Annotated in this window: 20 protein-coding genes; 13 read left to right on the top strand and 7 right to left on the bottom strand. The window is 65.4% G+C overall.

Annotated features, from left to right (window positions below; genetic code table 11):
* The first annotated feature begins 22 nt into the window (after window positions 1-22).
* From NJT13_RS10120 to NJT13_RS10095, 6 genes are all read left to right on the top strand, one after another.
* The gene (locus NJT13_RS10120) at window positions 23-853 is read left to right on the top strand and encodes a glycerophosphodiester phosphodiesterase (protein ID WP_254521453.1); all 831 of its coding nucleotides are present in this window, start codon (window positions 23-25) and stop codon (window positions 851-853) included.
* A gap of 277 nt (window positions 854-1,130) precedes the next feature.
* Window positions 1,131-3,611 (top strand): cbb3-type cytochrome c oxidase subunit I, encoded by a 2,481-nt coding sequence (locus tag NJT13_RS10115; protein ID WP_254521452.1) that lies wholly within the window; start codon window positions 1,131-1,133, stop codon window positions 3,609-3,611.
* Window positions 3,612-3,759: 148 nt separating this feature from the next.
* Complete coding sequence (locus NJT13_RS10110; RefSeq protein WP_254521451.1) at window positions 3,760-4,527, top strand: Nif3-like dinuclear metal center hexameric protein; 768 nt, start codon at window positions 3,760-3,762, stop codon at window positions 4,525-4,527.
* A 323-nt stretch (window positions 4,528-4,850) separates the two neighbouring features.
* Window positions 4,851-5,696, top strand: a complete 846-nt coding sequence (locus NJT13_RS10105; RefSeq protein WP_254521449.1) for a hypothetical protein — start codon at window positions 4,851-4,853, stop codon at window positions 5,694-5,696.
* A gap of 83 nt (window positions 5,697-5,779) precedes the next feature.
* Entirely contained in the window at window positions 5,780-6,919 is a 1,140-nt protein-coding gene (locus NJT13_RS10100; protein ID WP_254521448.1) for a deoxyhypusine synthase, read from the top strand.
* A 184-nt stretch (window positions 6,920-7,103) separates the two neighbouring features.
* Entirely contained in the window at window positions 7,104-7,700 is a 597-nt protein-coding gene (locus NJT13_RS10095) for an HAD family hydrolase (protein ID WP_254521447.1), read from the top strand.
* Window positions 7,701-7,751: 51 nt separating this feature from the next.
* Here NJT13_RS10095 and NJT13_RS10090 read toward each other — a convergent pair whose 3' ends face one another.
* Together NJT13_RS10090 and NJT13_RS10085 are read right to left on the bottom strand one after the other, a co-directional pair.
* A complete protein-coding gene (locus NJT13_RS10090; RefSeq protein WP_254521446.1) occupies window positions 7,752-8,138 on the bottom strand; it encodes a pyridoxamine 5'-phosphate oxidase family protein in 387 nt (128 codons plus the stop codon).
* Between the two features lie 119 nt (window positions 8,139-8,257).
* Entirely contained in the window at window positions 8,258-8,944 is a 687-nt protein-coding gene (locus tag NJT13_RS10085; RefSeq protein WP_254521445.1) for a glycosyltransferase family 2 protein, read from the bottom strand.
* 332 nt (window positions 8,945-9,276) lie between these two features.
* On the opposite strand from NJT13_RS10085, the gene NJT13_RS10080 reads away from it, so the two are divergent.
* Complete coding sequence (locus NJT13_RS10080) at window positions 9,277-9,498, top strand: hypothetical protein (protein WP_254521444.1); 222 nt, start codon at window positions 9,277-9,279, stop codon at window positions 9,496-9,498.
* 451 nt (window positions 9,499-9,949) lie between these two features.
* Here the strand turns inward: NJT13_RS10080 and NJT13_RS10075 are convergent, their stop codons facing one another.
* The 3 genes from NJT13_RS10075 to NJT13_RS10065 form a co-directional block, all read right to left on the bottom strand.
* Window positions 9,950-10,732 (bottom strand): enoyl-CoA hydratase/isomerase family protein, encoded by a 783-nt coding sequence (locus NJT13_RS10075; protein WP_254521443.1) that lies wholly within the window; start codon window positions 10,730-10,732, stop codon window positions 9,950-9,952.
* A gap of 60 nt (window positions 10,733-10,792) precedes the next feature.
* A complete protein-coding gene (locus NJT13_RS10070) occupies window positions 10,793-10,936 on the bottom strand; it encodes a hypothetical protein (protein ID WP_254521442.1) in 144 nt (47 codons plus the stop codon).
* A gap of 1,033 nt (window positions 10,937-11,969) precedes the next feature.
* Entirely contained in the window at window positions 11,970-13,217 is a 1,248-nt protein-coding gene (locus tag NJT13_RS10065; protein WP_254521441.1) for a sulfatase family protein, read from the bottom strand.
* 117 nt (window positions 13,218-13,334) lie between these two features.
* On the opposite strand from NJT13_RS10065, the gene NJT13_RS10060 reads away from it, so the two are divergent.
* From NJT13_RS10060 to NJT13_RS10045, 4 genes are all read left to right on the top strand, one after another.
* Entirely contained in the window at window positions 13,335-13,574 is a 240-nt protein-coding gene (locus tag NJT13_RS10060; RefSeq protein WP_254521440.1) for a hypothetical protein, read from the top strand.
* Between the two features lie 671 nt (window positions 13,575-14,245).
* Window positions 14,246-14,677, top strand: a complete 432-nt coding sequence (locus NJT13_RS10055; RefSeq protein WP_254521439.1) for a DUF7344 domain-containing protein — start codon at window positions 14,246-14,248, stop codon at window positions 14,675-14,677.
* Window positions 14,678-14,846: 169 nt separating this feature from the next.
* Window positions 14,847-15,686, top strand: a complete 840-nt coding sequence (locus NJT13_RS10050; protein WP_254521438.1) for an ion transporter — start codon at window positions 14,847-14,849, stop codon at window positions 15,684-15,686.
* A gap of 93 nt (window positions 15,687-15,779) precedes the next feature.
* Window positions 15,780-17,138 carry a hypothetical protein gene (locus NJT13_RS10045; protein ID WP_254521437.1) on the top strand — a complete coding sequence of 453 codons (1,359 nt, stop codon included), beginning with the start codon at window positions 15,780-15,782 and terminating at the stop codon, window positions 17,136-17,138.
* 81 nt (window positions 17,139-17,219) lie between these two features.
* On the opposite strand, the gene NJT13_RS10040 is transcribed toward NJT13_RS10045, so the two are convergent.
* Window positions 17,220-17,684: a pyridoxamine 5'-phosphate oxidase family protein gene (locus NJT13_RS10040; protein WP_254525442.1), complete on the bottom strand. Its 465-nt coding sequence runs from the start codon at window positions 17,682-17,684 to the stop codon at window positions 17,220-17,222.
* A gap of 418 nt (window positions 17,685-18,102) precedes the next feature.
* Here NJT13_RS10040 and NJT13_RS10035 point away from each other — a divergent pair, with 418 nt between their 5' ends.
* A complete protein-coding gene (locus NJT13_RS10035) occupies window positions 18,103-18,324 on the top strand; it encodes a hypothetical protein (RefSeq protein WP_254521436.1) in 222 nt (73 codons plus the stop codon).
* Between the two features lie 26 nt (window positions 18,325-18,350).
* Here NJT13_RS10035 and NJT13_RS10030 read toward each other — a convergent pair whose 3' ends face one another.
* A complete protein-coding gene (locus NJT13_RS10030; RefSeq protein ID WP_254521435.1) occupies window positions 18,351-19,373 on the bottom strand; it encodes an LEA/WHy family protein in 1,023 nt (340 codons plus the stop codon).
* 321 nt (window positions 19,374-19,694) lie between these two features.
* On the opposite strand from NJT13_RS10030, the gene NJT13_RS10025 reads away from it, so the two are divergent.
* Entirely contained in the window at window positions 19,695-21,290 is a 1,596-nt protein-coding gene (locus tag NJT13_RS10025; RefSeq protein ID WP_254521434.1) for a GMC family oxidoreductase, read from the top strand.
* Window positions 21,291-21,312 lie beyond the last annotated feature (22 nt).

Genomic DNA, 21,312 nt, shown 5'->3' with positions numbered 1-21,312 from the left:
CCCGGCCACCCGTCGATCCGGTATGACACGGCCCGCCGTCATCGCCCACCGCGGATACGCAGGGACCGCGCCCGAGAACACGATCGAAGCCGTCGAACGCGCGGCCGAACACGACGAGACCGCGATGCTCGAGATCGACGTTCAGCCGGCGGCGTGCGGGACGCCGGTCGTCGTCCACGACGAGCGCCTCGAGGGGACCCGCGACGGCCGCCCGTTGACGGACGCGACCGGCCTCGTCTGGGAGACGCCGCTCGCAGATATAGAGGAGGCGCGCGTCCTCGGCACCGAGGCGACCATCCCGTCGCTGGCGGATCTGCTCGCGGCCGTCCCCGAGACGATCGGCGTGAACGTCGAACTGAAGAATCCGGGACGCCGGGACCTGCGGGTCGGTGAATCGCTTTCGCCGGCCGAACGCGATCGACGCCGTGACGTCTGGCAATCGTTCGTCGAACGGGTCGTCACCGACTGCAGGACATTCGGTGGGGACCTCCTCTTTTCGTCGTTCTGCGAGGGTGCGATCGCGGCGCTGCGCGAGACCGCAGACTATCCCGCCGCCCCGCTGATCTGGGACGACCTCGAGGCCGGCCTGTCGATCGCGCGTCGCTACGACTGCGAGGCGATCCATCCGCCACGAAACGCGATCGAAGGGACGGAACTGGCCGGGACGGACTACGCAGGGGTCTCGGGTTCGGGACTCGAGCGAGACGTCCTCGAGACGGCACACGCGGAGGGGCGGACGGTCAACGTCTGGACGGCGACGAACTGGATCCAGTTCGACGAACTCGCCGCGGCGGGCGTCGACGGCATCGTCGCCGACTATCCCGGACTGAGTGGATACTCGAGCGAGCGATAGCGACCGGACGCGGAGCGCCCGCTATCGGGCCCTCGCGGGCCACTGACGGCTTCGAATCCGCGGAACCGGGTCCTGATCGACTCACGCACGTCAAGTATCCCCTGCAAACGCACCGGACACCTTGATACGGCGAATCGTGGACAACATCTGTTGATTATGCTTTCCGTCGTTCACTCGAGGAGACGTCTCGACTGTCGGTCTGAGGACCCCGCCGATTCGACAGTACCGGTCGCCGACTTCGACTCTCGTCTGAATTTCGACAGCGAGGTGGACCCGGATGAGTGATTTTCCGCCGCGCCGGACCGTCAAGCGGTGGCTAGTCACGACGAATCACAAGGACATCGGGATCCTCTATCTGGTGACCTCGCTTTTCCTGCTCGTCGCCGGCGGCGTTCTCGCCTTGCTCTTTCGCATTCAACTGTGGGAAGCCGGCGGAACCGGATTCCTCACGAACACCGAATACAATCAGGCGGTTTCGATCCACGGACTGCTGATGGTGTTCTGGTTCATCTCGCCGTTCGGATTCGGCCTCGCAAACTACGTCGTGCCGTTACAGATCGGTGCGAAGGATCTGGCGTTTCCCCGTCTGAACGCCCTGAGTTACTGGTTTTACCTGTTTTCGGGGATCCTCGTCCTGCTGTCGTTCTTTCAGGGGACGTCGTGGGCGAACGGCTGGTACATGTACGCCCCGCTGAACGTGCCGATCTACAACCCCGGCTACACGCTGACGATGGGCGGAAATACGACCATCCTCGCTTTGACCCTGTTCGTCATGTCGGTCACGCTCGGGTCGGTGAATTTCCTGACGACGATCCACACCTGCCGCGCGGAGGGGATGGGGACCTGGAACATGCCGTTGTTCACGTGGGGGACGCTGCTGACGGTCTGGATGATGCTGTTCGCCTTCGCGGCGCTGCTTGCCGCCCTGATTCTCATGCTCACCGATCGCATCCTGCTCACCCAGTACTACTCCTCGACGGGAGAGGGGGCGAGCCTCCTGTGGGGGCACCTGTTCTGGTTCTTCGGCCATCCGGAGGTGTACATCGTCTTCTTCCCCGCGCTCGGGATCATCTTCGAGGCGTTCCAGACCTTTTGCGGCCGCCGACTCGTCGGCCGCAAGTGGGTCATCATCGCGATGGTCCTCGTCGCGGTCCAGTCGTTCCTCGTCTGGATGCACCACATGTTCCTGACGACGATCAACCTCGAGATCAAGACGCTGTTCATGGCGACGACGATCGGGATCTCGCTGCCGTTCGACCTGATGGTCTTCTCGCTGATCTACACGATGGTCAAGGGACGCGTCCGATTCACGACACCGTTTCTCTTCAACCTCGGCGCGCTCTTGCTGTTCATCCTGGGCGGGATTACGGGCGTCTTCCTGGGTGCCGTCGTCCTCGACTACGAGTTCCGGGGCACCTACTGGGTCGTCGCCCACTTCCACTACGTGATGGTCTCGGGCGTCACGGCGCTGATCGGCGGCCTCTACTACTGGTGGCCCAAGATCACCGGCAAGATGTACTCCGAGACGCTCGGGAAACTCAGCTTCGCCGTCTACTTCGTCGGGTTCAACCTGCTTTACTTCCCGATGTTCCTCGCCTGGGAGACGCCGCGGCGCGTTTTCAATTACTTCGAGGGAACGCAACTGTACCACCAGGCCGCGACGATCGGGGCCTTCGTCCTCGCACTCGGGTTCCTCCTCGTGTTCGTCACGCTCGCAAAGAGCCTCGTGGACGGCCCCGACGCACCCGACAATCCGTGGCAGTTCTCCCGAACGGCCGAGTGGGCGACGACCTCACCGCCCCCGCTCGGGAACTGGCCTGACCGGCCCAGCTACGCCAGCGGATCGCTCGAGTTCGTCGACGACCGGTCCTCGACTGCGACCGACGGTGGTGCTGCGACCCACGAGCGAGCCAACCACGTCGATGCCCTCGAGGCGGGCCACGAAGATCACGCGAGTATCTGGCCGTTCGGAATCGGGTTCGGGATGTTCGTCACGTTCCTCGGGCTGTCGGGAATGACGTCCTGGGTCGCCGCCTTCGCCACGAATCGCGGGCTGGAGTTCGCCGGGTCCCAGCCGCCGGGTGGCCCTAACATCCTCTACCCCGTCGTCTCGATCCTCGGCGTCGGTATCCTCGGGTACACGCTGTTCCAGTACGGACGCGAACGGTTTCACGCACCCGAGATGGCGATCGCCGAGCGCTGGCCGTTCGAGGGGGTCGGGACGACGAAAACCGGCGTCTGGTTCTTCCTGGCGTCGGACGTCGTCGTCTTCGGCGCCGTCATCGGCGCGTACATCTTCATGCGGCTTCACACCGGCTGGGGCGAGGTCGAGACCGTGCCGCCCTCGGCGTTCGTCGGTCTGGTCAACACCTACGTTCTCATCACTTCGAGTTTCACGGTCGTCCTGGCGCTGGTGATGGCCGAACGCGGGAACAGACGCGGGCTACTGGCGTCGATGGGTGCGACGGTGTTGCTCGGGCTCACGTTCCTCTCCGTCAAGGGCTTCGAGTGGAGCCAGGAGTTCGCACACGACATCTACTGGTTCACCGACCTCGAGTACTCGATGTACTTCGTGACGACGGGCCTGCACGCGCTGCACGTCATCCTCGGGCTGTTGATCGCCCTGTTCATGATCTACCGGGTCGTGACCGTCGACGCCTACCTCGAGGACGACCGCCCGGTCGAGTACTTCGGGCTCTACTGGCACTTCGTCGACATCGTCTGGGTGTTCCTCTTCCCGCTGTTCTACCTGATCTAGCGCGATAGGCGGCGGATTCGACCGTCGGTTTTCGATTTCGCGTTGCGTTCCGAACCCGAGATGCGGTTCCGCGAGTAGCCGTGACCGTCTGTCGCCGCGACGGTCGAAACCACCCGACTACAAGGAGACTCTTCCCGAACGAGTCGGTATGAAACTCTCGAGCGTCGTCGACCGACTCGACCAGAGACTGCGAACCGCCGACTACGCCGACATCGACGCCAGCGCCAACGGCTTGCAGGTCGGTCCGGACGAGGCCACGGTCGAGCGCGTCGCGTTCGCCGTCGACGGCGTTCGCGAGACGGCCGAGCGCGCGATCGAGGCCGACGCGGATCTACTCGTCGTTCACCACGGGCTTTTCTGGGACGGTTTCGACCGCGTCACGGGCCGAACGTACGACCGGATCGCGCCGCTGATCGAGAACGACGTCGCGCTGTACGTCTCTCACCTTCCGTTGGACGGCCACCAGGAACTCGGCAACGCCGCCGGCGTCGCCGACCTGCTCGAACTCGAAGACCGATCCCCCTTCGGCGAACTCGGTCCCGAGTACGTCGGACAGCGCGGGTCGACGCCCGAACCGTTCACACCCGATGAGTTGCGCGAGCGCCTCGCATCGTCCCTCGAGACCGGCGGCCAGTCCGTTCGGCTGCTCGCGTTCGGTCCCGACGAGATCGAAGACGTGGCGATCGTCACCGGCAGCGGGACCGACTGGCTCGACGAGGCCGTCGCGACGGATGCGGACGTCCTGGTGACCGGCGAGAGCAAACAGCAGGTCTACCACGAAGCACGGGAGGCCGGTCTCACCGTCGTCCTCGGGGGTCATTACGCCACCGAGACCTTCGGCGTGCGCTCGGTCCAGGACGTGGTCGAGAAGTGGGGTCTCGAGACGACTTATCTCGAGGTTCCGACCGGACTGTAGCGGTGCTCAGCCCGACGGGCTGAATCGGTCGCCGAGCCCGCCGGTGGGGTCGGGCAGCGGAATTCGAGGTGGAGCCCTGGCCTCGAGTCGAGAGGACCGGCGGCCCTCTGCCCGTTCGAACGGGCGCGAAGCGCTCGGGAGAAGAGAGCGAGGAGGGGCGAGGCGAAGTGAGCGAGTAGAGGGTCGTTTACGCGCGTTCGACCGATCGTTTCAGTCACGTCAATCGCCTCCGACAGTCGTGGCCGACGGACAGTCGGCCGATAACAATAGTCGTCGTTCGCTGACTGTCTGTCGACGCCCGGATCCGATTCCGGGCCCCAGCCATGACAACGAACGATTCACAGACTCGACGAGACTGCCTTCGGGCGCTCTCTACCGCCGGAGCCGTCGTCGGCGGGGGCATCGTCGGCGTCTCGAGTGTCAGTGCCGAAAACGAGTCCGCCCGTCAGGACTCGACGACAGTCGACCCCGCACAGATCGACCTCGAAGCGGTCTGTGCCGATACGGAGCACGGGGCCGCGCTGTTCTGCGTCGAAAACGACTCCGATCGAGCGGCCCACCTCGAGTGGCAGACCGTCACCGGAGACGAGCGTATCGAGTACCTGGATTGCCAGACGATCCGCGTCGTCGGCGACTTCGCCGAGGTGATGGTCGACGCGACGTTCGACACCGAGAGCGGCATCGGCAACGTCTTCTGGGAGTTCGGGCCCGTCGACGGGTGTGCGACATTCAACATCGCCGAGGTAGCCGACATTCCCGAGAACTCGATTATCAAGCGGACCGATGCGTTCCGTGAGGGGACCCCGGTCGTCCCCTACGGCGGCGATATCTCGGCCGACAATCCGGCGTACGATGCGTGTCAGGAGGAGTTCTTCGGCGGAATCGTCGACGCCGCGTCCGGGAGCGCCGCGGGTGAGACGACCGCGTCCACCACTTCCGCCGGCGAAACGACGGGGACCGAACGGAGTGCAACCGCCTGCATCGGCGGCGAAGACGACCGCAACGAACTGCGCGTGCCCGCGAACGGGACGCGCTGTTTCATCGCAGCCGGCGGCGACGGGACCGTCTGCGTCGATCTGTTCGCGGGCGACGAGCGGATCGCTGCTGCCTCGAGCGCGGGCGCCGTCTCCTGTCCGATTCCGGTCTGGTGGTTGCGTCGAGGACGGTAGGTACCGGCGCTCGGCACGGCGACGGGACGGGCTGGAGAAGCGAGACCGCGACGTTCAAACCGGTGGCTCGCGGAGCCGAGGACATGAGCGACGACTCCGATAGCGGGAGCGAGAAACGCGATACCGACGGCGAGGACCACGGTACCGACGGCGAGGAACACGATCACGGGAGCGAGGAGCCAAATCACGGCGACGACGGGGGAGTAGACCACCACGAGCCCGAGCGCCACACGTTTTCGCACGACCCGATCGGTCACGCCGAGGTCCGCGCGGGCATGACGGTCGGCGACCTCGCGGACGAGTACGGCAACGCTGGGGTCGGTGCGGCGACCCTCCACGAGGCGGTCGACGTGACGGAGGCGATGTTCGACGACGACGTGACCGTCTTCTTCAGCCTGGCGGGTGCGATGGTACCGACGGGAATGCGGGCGATCGTCGCCGACCTGATCCGCGACGGCTACATCGACGTCCTCGTTACGACCGGGGCGAACCTCACTCACGACGCCATCGAGGCAATCGGCGGCAAACACCACCACGGCGAGGTCCACGCGGAAGGCAAGACCGAACGCGAACACGACGAGACGCTGCGCGACGAGGGCGTCGACCGCATCTACAACGTCTACCTTCCCCAGGAATTCTTCGCGACCTTCGAATCCCACCTCCGCGAGGAGGTCTTTCCGGTCCTCGAGGCGGACTGCGAGGAAGAGGGGGCGGTCTCCATTCAGCGGCTCACCGAAGAACTCGGGCGGGCCAACGCCGAAATCAACGTGCGCGAGGACGTCGACGAGAACCCCGGCATCGCCGCCGCCGCGTACGAGAACGACGTGCCGATCTACTGTCCCGCCGTCCAGGACTCCGTCCTCGGGCTCCAGGCGTGGATGTACTCCCAGACCTCCGCGTTCTCGCTGGACGCGCTGGCCGACATGACGCCGCTGACCGACATCGCGTTCGACGCCGACGAGGCCGGCGCGTTCGTCGTCGGCGGCGGCGTACCCAAGAACTTCACCCTCCAGACGATGCTCGTCACCCCCGGCGCCTACGACTACGCCGTCCAGCTGACGATGGACCCCAAACAGACCGGCGGCCTCTCTGGCGCGACCCTCGACGAAGCCCGCTCGTGGGGCAAACTCGAGAAGAACGCCGAGAACGTCTCCGTCTACGCAGACGCGACGATCACGCTCCCGCTCGTGGTCGCGGCCGCGCGCGAGCGACTCGAGGGATAACGAGCGCTCGGGAGAGCGAGCGTCCGGCCAGGAACGGGTACCAGGAGCGGGTGTGACGGATCGCTTCGCGAGAACCGGCCTTTCGTCGCGACTCGCGCGGAGAGTCGTCGCGGATCGAACGGTGGGTGACGAGTGATCCGGCTCGATACCGTCGTTTTTCACATGCGGTCGAGAACGTCCCGCCATGACGGCGATCGTGTTCGATCTCGATGGAACGTTGCTTCGCACGAGTCGAGACTACCGTGACGTCCTTGCCGACGCAATCGCCGACGTCCGGGGAGATGCACCCCAGGAGTGGCTCACAGCGTACGACGAGGCGTTCTTCGAACAGTTTTCGGCACTCGAACCGGACCCGGTTCGGCGGGCGTTCGCTCGAATCGACGACTGCGCCGATCCCGAACCGTACGCGAACGCCCTCCTCGAACGCGAGATCGAGTCGCTGTCGCCGCCGCGGAACGCGCACGAGGATCTCGATCGGTTGGCCGAGACGTACGCCCTCGGCGTACTCACGAACGGCGTCCGCGACTGGCAACTGGCGAAGCTCCGGGCACACGGCCTCGAGACGTACTTCGACGCCGTCGTCGCCTCCTACGAGGTGGGTGCGCACAAGCCGGATGCGCCACCGTATCGGCTGCTCGAGGACCGACTCCCGGCGGATCGGCACGGACTGGTCGGAGACAGCGACGCCGACGTCGATGGGGCGACGAACGCCGGGTGGGCCGCGTCCCGCTACGATGGTGGCGGGTTCGGAGAACTCCCTGGGACTCTCTTTCGACGCTGACTCCGGACGGTGCCTCAACCGGACCGACCCGACGTCGGTACCGAAATGACGTCAGTACGTCCGGTACGTCGCCGAGCCGACGTCGATCCGAACCAGCGTGTTGTCGGCGTAGGCGTCGGGACCGGCACCGTACTTCTCGTTGATCCGACGGCGGGCCGCGGTCGTCTCGGCTTCGTCTTCGATCACCGCGGCCGTCCCCAGCAGGGACACCATCCAGCGGGTTCGGCCCGCGTCGTCCTTCTGAATCGACAGGGACACGCGCGGGTTCCGCCTGATGTTCGCCAGCTTCCGACCCGTCGTGACGATCTCGACGGTCCCGTCCGCGTATCGGTACCAGACCGGCGCGACGTGAGGGCGTCCCTCGACGCAGGTCCCCAGGTGGGCCATCACCGGCTCGCTCTCGAGCAGCCGTTCCGCCTCCGTTGGAAGGGTCGACACGGTCCCACCGTCGACGGCGAGTACGAAAAGAGGCTGGTATGCCGGGGCCGATGGCTCCGCCGATCCGCCGCTCCATCGCTCCATCGCTCGACCGCCCGGTGCCACTCGAGCCTCGGCGTTCACCCGACGGCCCGAAGGCGTTCGACGTCCAGTCGCGCGTAGTGCCACAGCGTTCCGGTGAGCCCGGACTCGGCGATCCGGCGGCCGGAACTCTCGACCAGCACTGACGGACAGTACGCCGTCGGCAGCCCCCTCGAGAGCGACCGGCTGAACGCCGTATCTTCGTTCGCCACCGCGGGAAAGCCGCCGCTCTCCGCGAAGGCGTGCCGGTGGACGAAGCAGTTGAACCCCGGCAGGACGGGGCGTTCGAGCCGCGAGAAGACGTGATTGATCGTCGCCTCCATCAGTTTGGCACGCAGCGGGCCGGTGATCCGACAGTGGGAACTCGCGGCCGCGAGCCCGTTGGCTTCGACGAAGCCGAGCAGCTCGGTCAGGTAGGTCGGCCGGACTCGCGTGTCCGCGTCGACGAAAGCGAGCCACTCCCCGCTCGCGCGGTCGGCGCCGAGGTTCCGCGCCGCCGCGATGCTCGAGCCGCCTTCCTGGCAGACCGTCGCGCCGTAGTCGCGGGCGATCGCGACGGTCTCGTCGCGGGAGTCGCCGTCGACGACGATCACCTCGAACGCGTAGTCGGTGTCAAGCGCCGCGATGCTCGCGAGGGTCGCCTCGAGGTAGTCGCCCTCGTTTCGCGCGGGCACCACGAAGCTGACGTCGACGTCGGCCGCGCCGTCTCGATCATCGCTCGCCATCCTGTTATGCGGGGGAGACGCAGGGACGGTTTCTCAAACTATCGATAGTTCGCCGTTCTGACCGCCCGGTTCGCCGGTGATCGGACGGGACGGTCGCTGTGATCAGATGGGGCGGCCGCTGTAGTCAGAGGGGTCGACCGCCCTGAATCGTGCCAGCCGTGACCGTGGTAGTTCCTTTCATGAAATAGTCCCAGGAGGCGATATACATCATGAACTTTTATTACTATGGGGCGGGAACGGGGTGAGTAGAGATGTCGGTCGTACACGTAGTAGCCTGAGTCCGTCGCCGACGACGAGTACCGATTTTCGACGATCTCCACCACCCGACCGACATGAGCACACAACACCTCTCCCAACCCGAACCCGAACCGACGCCGAATCGAACGCAGACACGAACGCGAACGACCCCCTCAAGGTCCGTCGCCGAGGACACGCGGACTGCGACCGACCGCGCTCCACAGACGTTCTCACACCGGAACCGGGCCCGACTCGAGAACCTGATCGACGAGTGGAACGCGGCCTTTGCGACCGGCAACTCGGACGAAGCGGCGTAAGGAGTTTTCTCGAGTGCGTTTTTGAGATTGTGGTCGCTCTCGAGGGATTCCTGTGGTCGGCGGGTCGAGAGATTCGAGTACCGACCGGGATTCGACGGGAACCCAAACCGTCATTGAAGCGACCCGCGTAGTCTCGCCTGGCCGATGACGACGCACCTGCTCCGAACCGGACTCGGCACCCGGTGGTGACGAGCCCTATGAGTGCCGAGGCCAGCTTTCTGCCCAGACATTTTCGGGGATGAACTGGTCGAACATCGGTAAATCACGTCGATGGGCGCCGTGATGGCGGATCACGGCGACGAACCGTCCTCCCCGCTACCGGTGCCGAGTTCGAGGCGCTCGGAGTCGAACTCGAGTCGCACTGACTGAGAGTGGCCTCGACAGCCGACTATCCGGGATGGCTCGAGTACTCGTACCGCTTGACGGACCGATTCGGGGGCGTCCGGCAGTCTCACTGGCCGGTGAACTCCGGCTCGCGATCTTCCCGGAAGGCGGCGACGGCCTCGCGGTAGTCTTCGGACTCTCGGAGTCGCTGGGACTCTCGTCGTTCGAACTGCTCGGGCGGGGCGCTCCTGTAGGCGTCGACGATGTCGAGCGACGACCGGACGGCGAGCGGCGGTTTCGAGGCGATGGTGTCGACGAGTTCGTCGACCGCCGCAGAGAGCGTCTCCCGGGAGTACACCTCGTCGACGATCCCGTCGGTTGCTGCCTGCTCGGCGTCGACCCGCTCGCCGGTTACGGCGAGGCGTTTGGCGCGCCCCGGCCCGACCGTGGCTCGCAACGCACCGAGCCCACCCCCGATGGCCGGTATTCCGAGATCGACCTCCGGCAGGCCGAACTCGCTGCGCTCGCTCGCGAGTCGGATATCGCAGTGCAGTGCGAACACGAGTCCGCCGCCCAGACAGTACCCGTCGATCTCGGCGACCACGGGACCGGCGAACTCGCTCGGTGCCTCGTAGACCAGTTCGGGGTGCGTGAGTTCGGTGCCCTCGGCGAACTCGGTTACGTCCGCGCCCGCACAGAACGCGTCCCCCGCTCCCGAGACGACGACGGCACGGACCGCGACGCCGTCCGCCGCTTCGTCGAGGCGCTCGAACTCGGCGAAGCCCTCGATGATCTCTCGCCTGATCGTCCCCGAGAGCGCGTTCAGCGAGTCCGGTCGATCGAGCACGATCCGGCCGACGCCGCGCGATTCGTCGAACGACCACTGGATGGTCTCGAATTCCTGTCTCATCGACGGAGAGAACCGTAGTCGATGACTTATGTCTACGGGTGACGGAGGACGCGCCCCTCTCTACTGGTTCGAGGGCGAACAGGTGTACCCGACGGTCGATTCCTCTGCCAGTCCCGCGGGGAAGCCCTCGAGCACGCGTCGGCAAAACACCTCGAGGTTGCCGGACTTGTCGATCGCCGTCTGTACGACGGAAATCAGTGCCACGATCAGATGGGCACCCGCTGTGCCGAAACGGACACAGGTCACGAGAGAACGGAATTGACGAACCACGGCCGAATGTCGAGCACTTCGACGCCCTCGGTGTCGATGTCGAGACGTACTGAGGCGGATCAATCTCGAGTCGTGAGGCCGTGCCCGTCGATTCCCGAACCCCTATCGGGCTTCGAGGCTACCACGAAATTCTGATCAGTAGTCCCCCGTTCTGTCGGGACTGCCGCACTGGTGGTTCGAACGAGTTCGGACGTCCCTCCGTCGCCCCACTCGGTATATCTCACACCTAATTCCAATAATTATAAGTATTGTGCTGTCGTCTCACGAAGTGGAAGCACAGCTCCACGGGGTCCGCACGAAAGACCCGGGTGCTCTAACACCCGAGTGCGCTTCCAAACCCACGCGGTTTGCAAGCATGATTCCATACTGTCTACCGAGACATAAAAGTCTCGCACGCCACGCACAGCGTTCGTACCCGATTAGCTTCGCCTGCGGCACGTCCCTCGAGCGACTGCACGGCCGCGAACCGCCGTCACGCCACGGTCGCGTCCCACCGTCACCACACCGACCTCGGGGCTACCAGCACTATCGCCGACGATGACCGCCGACGAGTCACTCCTCGGTCCCTGTCCCGGCTGCGGCCGCGCTATCGCCATCGCGTTCCGCTTCGACTCGAGAGACCTCGGGCCGTTTGCCTGGCCCTGCGGCTGTCGGCTGCCCGCACCGCCGGCGGACGCGGCCGACGAGTAACGCGGGCAGGTCTCCGACGCGGGGGTGTCGACCTCGCACACAGGCGTCCACGCAGCGTCGACCGTCGGTTCCGCGGCCGGTCTTGGCACTGACGGACGTCCCACTCGAGAATTCATCGTATCGTCCCGTCGTGGCTCCGTCCCGGCGTCCACCACGCGGTTCGTTCTCGGTAGCTCCCGCAAGCGCAGGCCCGACCGCGAACGCTCCCAGCGAGCGCCGTCTCCGACCACCGGACCGCCGTTCAGCGGGTTCGTTCCGACGCTGACTGGTCGAGCGGCTACACGAGGCCGCTTTCTGCGAGATCGGCCGCGGCGGCGATGACGCGTTCCTTCTCGGACTGGGACCCCTGCCAGAACTCGACGAGGTCCTGTCCGGCCGCACGGAGGTCGTCGTTGTCGAGTTCGGTGTCCTCGCCGTCGGTGAGGTCGTATAGCTCGCGCTCGTCCGGCGACCAGATGTATTTCCAGTCTTTCCCGCGGACGGAGACGTTCGGCATGCGCGTCGAGGAGAACACGTAGGGCTCGGTGAGTCGGTCCGGAACCGTCTCGTCACCGCGTGCGAGGCCTGTCAACAGGGCCGGCAGCCGACGGAGGGAGAACGGCTCCTCGATGTGCCCCGACGGCCCGTTGCGGACGACGAGCGGGACGTTCACGATCGGGTCGTACAGTTGCCTGCCGTGGCCGTACATGCCGTGTTCACCGAAGGCCTCGCCGTGATCGCCGTGGACGACGAACAGCGGGTCCTCGCCGACCGCTTCGGTGAGATGGGAGAGGAACTCGTCCGTATACTTCAGGGTGTTCTCGTAGGCCGTCGTCAACACGTCGTGGAGCACGGATTCGAACGGGAGGTCCCGGCCGAGAAACAGGCCCATGTTCGCGGGGTAGGTTTTCAGTCGGGATTGCGTCCGGTACTGTGCCGGCGGGAGGTAAGGCAAGTGACTGTCGACGAGAAAGACCCACAGGAAATACGGCTCGTCTGCGTCGGCCGTCCACTCAGTAATTTCGTCCGCGAGCGCCTCCCAGGACATGAACATGTCCTGGCCTTGCCACCAGTTGGCGGCGTTCATTACCAGCTTCCCGACGGTACTCTTCTGTTCGCCCCCTTCGAGGAGGCCCCTCGAGGCGTCTTCTTCCATGAAGTCCTCGAAGTGATCGAACCCCGCGTCGAAGCCGAAGTACCGCGAGGTCCAGGGGTTCGCGGTAAACGCGGCCGTCTCGTATCCCCGCTCGGAGAATTCCTCGGCGATGCTCCGCCGCGCGGTCATGTGTTTGCGGACGTGCTTTTTCATCTCCTCGCGACTCCCGCGGTCCGCGCCCGGTCGTTCGACGGGGTCCATCCCGGTCAGAAAGGACGTCGCCGATTCGAACGTCGCGGCACCTGGCGCGATCGCGTTTTCGAACACCAACCCGTCTTCCGCGTAGGACGCGAGCGTGGGCATCGTGTCGCGTTCGTCCGCAGCAACGCCGCAGTAGTCGGTACGGAAACTGTCGATCGTAACGAGGACCACGCTCTTGCCGTCGGGCATAGGCCGACCAGAGTTCGAGAGTGAGCGTTATTATTAAGATGGTAAGCACGACTGCCGTGTGCGTGAATCGTGTAAACGATAACGGCCTTTTTACGCTAGTACGGGGTTCTGTCCCCTATGTCACACTCCGATATCGCGACGGAAGACGTCGCCACCGTCGAACTCCCGTCCAGCCTCGTCGACGACGTCGAACAGCGTCTCGCGTACACCGATTTCGAGGACGCGAGCGCCTACATCGAGTTCGTCGTCGAGGAGGTACTGGCTGCGGTCTCGGATGGCGAGGACGCGAACTACGACGCCGTCGACCAGGACGAAGTCGAGAGCCGCCTCGAGTCGCTCGGCTATCTGAGCAACTGAGGCCGCTGGCACCGGTACCCAGTCGCCGCCGGTTGGGCCGACCGGTCCGGCCGGCTTCGGAATCGCTCTCGGGGCCCGGGACCACCGGTCCCCCTCCCGCGGTCGGCGCGTGTACCGAACGCCCGCGGTGTCCCGCGGGACCCCTCGACGCCGATTTCGGTCCCGCGGAGTCTCGGCTATCGACCTCCAGAGCCGTGTGCTCGTTCCGTACCCAGCGGGTCGCATCCGGATCGACGAGTCCCGAGTCCCAGGCGACGCTCCGGCGTGTCGACCGCCTCGAACGGCGAGGGGACCGCGACCGGGCCGGAGCGACGATTGCACCGAACGGAACCGATCTCGAGACGGACGGTCCGAACGCGACGGTGCCGATCGCACGGCGCGGGTCGAGTTGCGTTCGAAAACGAAGGTCGATCGGGCTCGGCTGCAGTCGCTGGCTATGGATTTAAGCGAGCGTCGACCTCGATCTGCTGGTCGACGCGGTCGAGGCCGCCGAGACGAACGGCGATTCGACGGGGAGCGTCACGATTCGCATCCACGAATACGACGTAACGGTTACCGAGGGTCGGATCGTCATCGAGTCGCCCGCGGACCGCCAGCCGTCGGACGAGTGAGACTCGTCTCGCGACCGCAAGCCGCGGGCCTTAGTTTTTGTACCGTCGTGGGACCATAAGATGACGCGAAATCGGCCGAGCACGTTGCGGACGCGTTCGACGCAGACCGTCTCCGCCGACCGTCCCACCGACGGTGGTGCCCCGTCTCTCTGCGCCGACGGCGGTAACTCGTCGCTTTCCACCGACGAGGCGTTCTCGCTCCTGGCGGATCCCACCCGACGCCACGTCCTCGATTACCTCCGACGAGTAGACGCCGCCGTCCAGCGGAGCGCACTCGCCCGTCACGTCGCAGCCAGGAAACTCGACTGTGACCCCGACGAAGTCCCGACCGACGCACTCGAGCGGGCCGTCACCAACCTGCATCACCTCGCGCTCCCGCCGCTGCGCGCGAACGGCCTCGTCGAATACAGCGACGGCGTGGTCGTGTTGATCGACGAAGACCCGACGGTCGCTCGGCTGTTAGACGCCGCCGCTGCTGCCGAGCGTTCGTGAGTCCCGACCGCGCCGAAATCGGTCGCTGCCACCGTGACATTGCCGTTTCGAAGCCGTCGTGGCTGTCCGGATCGCTTCTCTCGGACCGCGGTCCCTCTCGTCGTCGAACGGACCGTTCTCTGTCGGATCCGAGGGTCTACGTATTTCGATCCCGAAGTGTTGCTGTCGAATGCCGGCCGACCCGTCGCTCCGGAGTCGCGATACTCGAGCGCTCGTTCGCTTCTACCTGCTGGACCACCGCACGTGGCTGGGAAAGGGGATCGACATCGCGCTGTTGGGACTGAACCTCGTCTTCGTCGCCATCCTGGTCGCGGAGACGTATCCGCTCTCTTCGTCCGTCAGAACCGTCCTGTGGAACGCCGAGGTCGCCATCGCCGTGGTGTTTCTGCTGGAGTACGTCCTGCGGCTCTACGGCGCCGAAAACCGTCTCGCGGAGGCGCTCAACGTCTACTCCGCGATCGATCTGATCGCGATCCTGCCGACGCTGCTCGTGGTCGTCTGGCCGGGGGCGGCGACGGTCGCTAGCGTGGGATTCCTCCGCGTGATCCGGGTCGTTCGCGTCCTTCGGTTCTACCGCTTTACGCAGGACGCGGAGTTCTTTTTCGGGACGATTTCGGACAACGCCTTGCGCGCACTGAAACTGTTGTTGACGGTCCTGGTCCTCTTTTTCGTCTCCGCGGGACTGTTTTACAGCGCGGAACACGCGGCCAATCCCGCGGTCGACACGTTCGGCGACGCGTTCTACTACGTCGTGGTGGCGCTGTCGACCGTCGGATTCGGGGACGTCGTCCCGGTGACGGCCGGCGGGCGGTGGGTCACGGTAGCCGCGATCCTCGCGGGCATCATCGTCATCCCGTGGCAGGCGAGCAAGATCGTCCGCGAGTGGAGCCACCGGGGGAAGGTCGCCGTCACCTGTCCGAACTGCGGCCTGTCGTATCACGACTCGGATGCGTCCCACTGCAAGGCGTGCGGCCACGTCATCTACCAGGAGTTCGACTCTCGAGAGTGAGCAGCCGACCCGAGTCGGCTCCCGCGAACGAGCCGTCGAACCGGCACGTGCGGCGCCTCCCTTCTTTTACCGTGGCCGTCGTCGAGAGACCCGATGCGACATCCGTTTGCGAGCAGGGGCCCGGTCGGAAACGACTCGTCGATGCTCATCGACCGGTACCTGCCCGACTGCGACCGGACGGTCGTTCGCCACGTCGTCGTCGAGGCCGATCCCGAGACGACGTACGACGCGATGCTCGCGGCCGACCTGACCGACACCGGACCGCTCGTGCGTGCGCTTTCCCGACTGCGGGACGTTCCGACGACCCTCTCGCGCTCGCTCGGCGGGAATCCGGCGACCCCGCCGCTCGAGCGGCTGCGATTCGCCGACGTGACCGAGACCGAGGAGTGGACGCGACTCGCAGACCGGCCGGGCGAGGAGTTCGTCTTCGGCGCCGTCGGGACGCTCTGGCGGCCCGCTATCGAGTGGCGCCGCGTGGGTCCCGAGGAGTTCGCGGCGTTCGACGAGCCGGGATACGCGAAACTCGCGATCGGCCTCTCCGTTCGACCGTACGGCGAGCGACGGACGCTTCTGACGTACGATGCGCGCACGGCGACGACGAGCGAGCGCGCCCGCAGAAACTTCCGGTGGTACTGGCGGCTCGTCGGCCCCTTCGCGGGGTACGTGATGTCCCGCGCGCTCGAGCGGATCGCGGCCGACGCCGAGGCGATCACGCGCCGGTCGTCGAAGCGGGAACGTGATCGGGTCGGGGGCCGGTCGAGTGCGTTCCGCCGACGTCTCGGTGCGGCAGTCGCCCTGGTCCTCGCCGGGACGTATCACTTCGTCCTCCGACCCTTGCACCGCCGCTGGGGGACCACCGACGGGGAAGCCAGGGCGGCGCTTCCGGGCGACGACCTCCTTCCGGACGCGACGGATCAGGTGACCCACGCCATCGAGATCGACGCGTCCGCCGAGGCGGTCTGGCCGTGGCTCGTCCAGCTCGGACAGGACCGAGGCGGCTTTTACAGCTACGACTGGCTCGAGAACGCGGTCGGTGCCGACATCCACAACGCGGATCGAATCGTTCCGGAGTATCAGGACCTGGTGGAGGGTGACATCGTCAGGTTAGCACCCGAGGACTATCCCGGCAGTTCGCCCGAATCGGCGCCGGAAGTCGCCCTGCTCGAGTCCGGGCGCGCGCTCGTCCTCAGACCGCCGGGCGAGTCGCCGGCCTGGACGTGGGCGTTCGTCCTCGAGTCGGTCGACGAAGGGACGACGCGGCTGCTGGCCCGCATGCGCTCGAACCCGCGGCGATCCACGATCGGTCCGTTCGCGTCGGTTCCGGCGCTCCAGCGGGTGGCGAACTACCTTTTCTGGGAACCCGCCCACTTCGTCATGGAGCGGGGAATGCTCCGGGGTATCAAGCGCCGGGCCGAGCGGATGGAACACGCCGAGCCGTCTCCGAGAGCGTAACGGCGTCGCTGTCACGATTCGCTGGAGTCCGTCCTGTCGGGGACAGGGACCCGGTCTCGAGCATCTGGCGCTCTCCCACCGCTACGCGTTCGGTTCGCTCGAGGCCGCGCCCATCCGACTGGCGTAATCCCAGCTGTAGATCTCTCGCGGTTCGATCTCGATGCGAACCTCTTCCCGGTCGTCGCCGAGTAACCACCGGGCCAGCGGGGTATCCGTCCCGTTGAGATAGCGCTCGATGAGAGCCCGGAGAACGGCCTTGTCGCGATCGGCCGTCACCGCGGCAGTCCCGCTGCCCCTGATTCCGCGGTAGGGGACGTCGTTCGTCGAAACCTCGAACGCGATTCCGGGGTCACGGCGGAGAAATCGGACCAGGGTCGCGTTCGCCCCGGTCGCACACTCGAACACCCCGTCGCGGTAGCGATACCACAGCGCGACGAGCCACAGCGACCCGTCGGGCCGGTTGGTGGCGATCCGGATCGGAACGGTCGTCTCCCGGAGGAACGTCTCGACTTCGTCCTCGGTCCAGGCGCCGCGGAATTCGGTCATGATCGGTCCTTCGCCGTCGAGGACGAAATAGCTCGAGTATCGGGCCACCCTCTCGTCTCGAGAGGGTGTGTCTGTTCGTCCGATTCTTCTGGGAAACTATCGAGCTATTATATTTTTCTCCATAAAATAGTAATGTTATCACATTTTTAGAGTACTTGAATATGTATGGCCAATCAGCCCCTCCGATGGTCTGGTATCGTTCCCGATCGGCCCGGGATGCGAGAGTACGGGCTCGCATTTTTGCTGTTGTTCGCATCGCTGTTCCTGCAGGGACAGGCGCTGAGATCCCTCGAGCCGATGTCCGATCGGGTCGCGGAGCTGGGTCCGCTGGTCGGTGGGTCGGTGGTCTACGCGACGCTCATCGGGGGAACGCTCGCGACGGTATACGCGGTCGCTCGGGATCGAACTGACACCCGTCGTGGCGGCTTCGTTCGGCGGCACCGCCGTCGCGCTTCCGCTGCTCTGTGTGGCCGCGATCCAGTCCTATTCGCTGATATTCGTCTCTTCGGTCCTCGGCATCACGGTCGTCGCGGCCGCTGCCGGGACCGGGTTCGAACGGACGCGTTCGCTGTGGCACCCTGCCATCGCGTTCGCTTCGTACCTGGTGATCGCCGATCCCTCCCTCGCACTGTTTCTGTGAGGTGACGTGAAACCGTACCCGCGTGGCTACGCGGGACGTCTCCGGCCGAACGGCGGCTCGTCCCGTGCGGTCCGGGATCGGTTCCGAGTCGACTCCCGGTTTCGAGACGAATCCCCCGTCTCGTCGGTCTCGTCGCCGAGCAGATCCGTCTCGAACGTCCGCTCGTACGAGAGAACGTCGAGCGGGAGCGTCCGCGTCACGCCGCCGTACTCGAGGGTCGCGTCGAACTCGACCGACAGCGTCGACGTTTCGTCGTTCCGGACGTGTGTAATCCACCACTCGTCGAGCCTGGAAGTGTCGATCGTCGCGTTCGCATCGAGCGTTCGTGTACTGCCCGGTGGAATCACCGTTCGTCGGGCGGCGACGCCCTGACCGACGACGATACCGTTCAGCCGAACCGTGTACCCGATCTCGGTGACCGGCACCGGAACCGACGTCGGGTTCGTGACCGTCGCCGACGCGTCGATCGGCGACCGGTCGACCGTGGCCCTGGCCCACTGCGCGGCCGTCTCGTCGACGACGAACACCGTCCGACCGCCGGCCCGAACCTGTCGGCTCTCGTTCGTCCGCAGGGGCTCGAGTAGATTCGTCCGAACGGTTCGTGTCCGGGTCAACCCCGTTGCCGGGAGTCGGAGTCCGGCATAGGTGATGCCGACCTCGGGGTCGACTCGGACCGTCGTCGTCTCGTTTCTGTTGACGTGAGAGGCCCACCAGGCCGGGATATCGTCGTTGTCCAGCCACGTCGAGAGGCTGACGGTACTATCGTTGCCGCCGAGTTGGACGCGATTTTCCCGCTCCGTCGCGACCTCGATATCGTTCATCGAAACCGTATACGATACGTCCGCCGCAGAATCGCCGAGACGGAGCAACAGGGGATCGTCGACGGCGATCCGCGTTTCGACTTCGGTCCGTTCGGTCGTGACGATCCCCCACTCGTTGTCGACCGATTCGACCTGCGGCCGACCCACTGCGAGAACGCCGTAGGCCGCGGTGGCACCGATCAGCGTGACGACGACGAACATCACCAGCCACGTGCTGTGACGAACCATCTACGACAGTTTCCATTCGACCGACGTTCCGCCGTCGCGTTACACGTTCAGGCTGTTGAAGTACGGGTCACCGTTCGTGCGTGTCCCGTCGGAATTGCGAGTATCGACGACCGTCTCCGGGTCAGTCCGTTCCCGTCCGTCCGCGAGAATCGTGTCGCAGTCGACTCGTCTCGTTCCGAGACACGGGACGAACGTCGGCGTTCGGCGGGAACGGTCGCCGGCGTTTCCCGCGGTCGACTCCGGCGATCGGTCGATACTCGTCGTGACCTCGTACTGTGAAACGAACTATTATAACGATCCGTAACTATGTCATCTATTATCATGTCGGGGGACGGGCGATCGTACGATTACGTCATCGTGGGTGCGGGACCGGCGGGGTGCGTTCTCGCGAACAGATTGTCGGCCGACGCCGAGACCGAGGTGCTGTTGCTCGAGGCGGGGGAGCCCGACGAGAAGCGCGAAATCGGCGTTCCGGCGGCGTTCTCGGAACTGTTCGAGTCGGGGGTCGACTGGAACTATCACACAGCCCCTCAGTCGGAGCTGTGCGACCGAGAACTCTACTGGCCGCGCGGGAAGACCCTCGGGGGCTCGAGTTCGATGAACGCGATGATATACATCCGGGGTCAGCCCGCGGACTACGATCACTGGGCCGAGGTAGGAAACGAGGGCTGGGGGTACGAGGACGTGTTGCCGTACTTCATGCGGGCGGAAAACAACGAGCGCGGCATCTCGGACTACCACGCTATTAGCGGTCCCAGGAACGTCGCCGACCACCAGTCGCGCAACGAACTCAGCGAAGCGTTCGTCGAGGCCGGGCACGTCGTGGGACTGCCACGCAACGAGGATTTCAACGCGGGCGATCAGGAGGGGGTCGGATTCTACCAGGTCACACAGGCGGACGGCAGTCGCCACAGTGCTGCTGACGCGTACCTGAAACCGGTATTGGATCGGCCCAACCTGACTGCGGTGACCGGCGCGCGAGTGACGCGGATTCGGTTCGACGGGCGGGAGGCCGTCGGCGTCGCGTACGCGCGCGACGGCGGCGCCGACAGCTCCGCGACGGTCGACGCGACCGAGGAAGTCGTCCTGTCGGCCGGGGCGATCAACTCACCGCAGCTCCTCTTGCTCTCCGGCGTCGGTCCGGCCGACCACCTCGCCGACCACGATATCACCGTCGTCACGGACCTCCCCGGTGTCGGCCGAAATCTGCAGGATCACCTGCAGGCGGGCGTCGACTACGAATGCGAGAAACCGATCACCCTCGACGACGCGGATTCGCTGTTGAACCTTCTCAAATTCGTGGTACTAAAGAGCGGACCGCTGACGTCGAACGTGGGGGAAGCCGGCGGGTTCGCGACCGTCACTGAGGACGCCACCACCCCGGACGTTCAGTTTCACTTCGCTCCCGCACACTTCGTCGAACACGGGTTCGAGAACCCAGAGGGCCACGGGTTCTCCCTGAACGCGCTTCAGCTTCGACCCGAGAGCCGTGGCCGGATTACGCTTCGCTCTTCCGATCCCTTCGACGATCCCGTGATCGACCCGCAGTATCTGACCGAGGGCGCCGACCTCGAGGTGTTGCTCGCCGGGCTCAAACTGGGTCGCGATATCATGCAGGCCGATCCGTTCGACGAGTATCGCGGGGAAGAACTGCTTCCGGGACCGGCCGTCCAGAGTGACGACGAGTTGATCGAACACATCCGCGAGACGGCCGAGACGTTGTACCATCCCGTCGGCACGTGTAAAATGGGCGACGACGACGTGGCCGTCGTCGACGACCGACTCCGCGTCCACGGGCTCGAGGGGCTGCGCGTCGTCGACGCGTCGGTGATGCCGACGATCACCAGCGGAAACACGGACGCGCCGACGACGATGATCGCCGAGAAGGCGGCGGATTTCATCCGGAACGAAGCGTGATCGATACCCGACAATTTCAGGT

This window comes from Natrinema caseinilyticum (assembly GCF_024227435.1).
GTDB lineage: Archaea > Halobacteriota > Halobacteria > Halobacteriales > Natrialbaceae > Natrinema > Natrinema caseinilyticum.
Note: the sequence above shows the minus strand (reverse complement) of the source record. Positions and strands in the feature narration are given on the sequence as shown.

What these genes read in the sequence shown, in the direction of transcription:
- NJT13_RS10030 (WP_254521435.1), bottom strand. Translation starts at nt 19,373, where the DNA reads ATGGTTCGTCACAGCACGTGGCTGGTGATGTTCGTCGTCGTCACGCTG.
- NJT13_RS10025 (WP_254521434.1), top strand. Translation starts at nt 19,695, where the DNA reads ATGTCGGGGGACGGGCGATCGTACGATTACGTCATCGTGGGTGCGGGA.
- NJT13_RS10060 (WP_254521440.1), top strand. Translation starts at nt 13,335, where the DNA reads ATGTCACACTCCGATATCGCGACGGAAGACGTCGCCACCGTCGAACTC.
- NJT13_RS10105 (WP_254521449.1), top strand. Translation starts at nt 4,851, where the DNA reads ATGACAACGAACGATTCACAGACTCGACGAGACTGCCTTCGGGCGCTC.
- NJT13_RS10080 (WP_254521444.1), top strand. Translation starts at nt 9,277, where the DNA reads ATGAGCACACAACACCTCTCCCAACCCGAACCCGAACCGACGCCGAAT.
- NJT13_RS10055 (WP_254521439.1), top strand. Translation starts at nt 14,246, where the DNA reads ATGACGCGAAATCGGCCGAGCACGTTGCGGACGCGTTCGACGCAGACC.
- NJT13_RS10085 (WP_254521445.1), bottom strand. Translation starts at nt 8,944, where the DNA reads ATGGCGAGCGATGATCGAGACGGCGCGGCCGACGTCGACGTCAGCTTC.
- NJT13_RS10120 (WP_254521453.1), top strand. Translation starts at nt 23, where the DNA reads ATGACACGGCCCGCCGTCATCGCCCACCGCGGATACGCAGGGACCGCG.
- NJT13_RS10115 (WP_254521452.1), top strand. Translation starts at nt 1,131, where the DNA reads ATGAGTGATTTTCCGCCGCGCCGGACCGTCAAGCGGTGGCTAGTCACG.
- NJT13_RS10045 (WP_254521437.1), top strand. Translation starts at nt 15,780, where the DNA reads ATGCGACATCCGTTTGCGAGCAGGGGCCCGGTCGGAAACGACTCGTCG.
- NJT13_RS10095 (WP_254521447.1), top strand. Translation starts at nt 7,104, where the DNA reads ATGACGGCGATCGTGTTCGATCTCGATGGAACGTTGCTTCGCACGAGT.
- NJT13_RS10100 (WP_254521448.1), top strand. Translation starts at nt 5,780, where the DNA reads ATGAGCGACGACTCCGATAGCGGGAGCGAGAAACGCGATACCGACGGC.
- NJT13_RS10110 (WP_254521451.1), top strand. Translation starts at nt 3,760, where the DNA reads ATGAAACTCTCGAGCGTCGTCGACCGACTCGACCAGAGACTGCGAACC.
- NJT13_RS10075 (WP_254521443.1), bottom strand. Translation starts at nt 10,732, where the DNA reads ATGAGACAGGAATTCGAGACCATCCAGTGGTCGTTCGACGAATCGCGC.
- NJT13_RS10065 (WP_254521441.1), bottom strand. Translation starts at nt 13,217, where the DNA reads ATGCCCGACGGCAAGAGCGTGGTCCTCGTTACGATCGACAGTTTCCGT.
- NJT13_RS10040 (WP_254525442.1), bottom strand. Translation starts at nt 17,684, where the DNA reads ATGACCGAATTCCGCGGCGCCTGGACCGAGGACGAAGTCGAGACGTTC.
- NJT13_RS10050 (WP_254521438.1), top strand. Translation starts at nt 14,847, where the DNA reads ATGCCGGCCGACCCGTCGCTCCGGAGTCGCGATACTCGAGCGCTCGTT.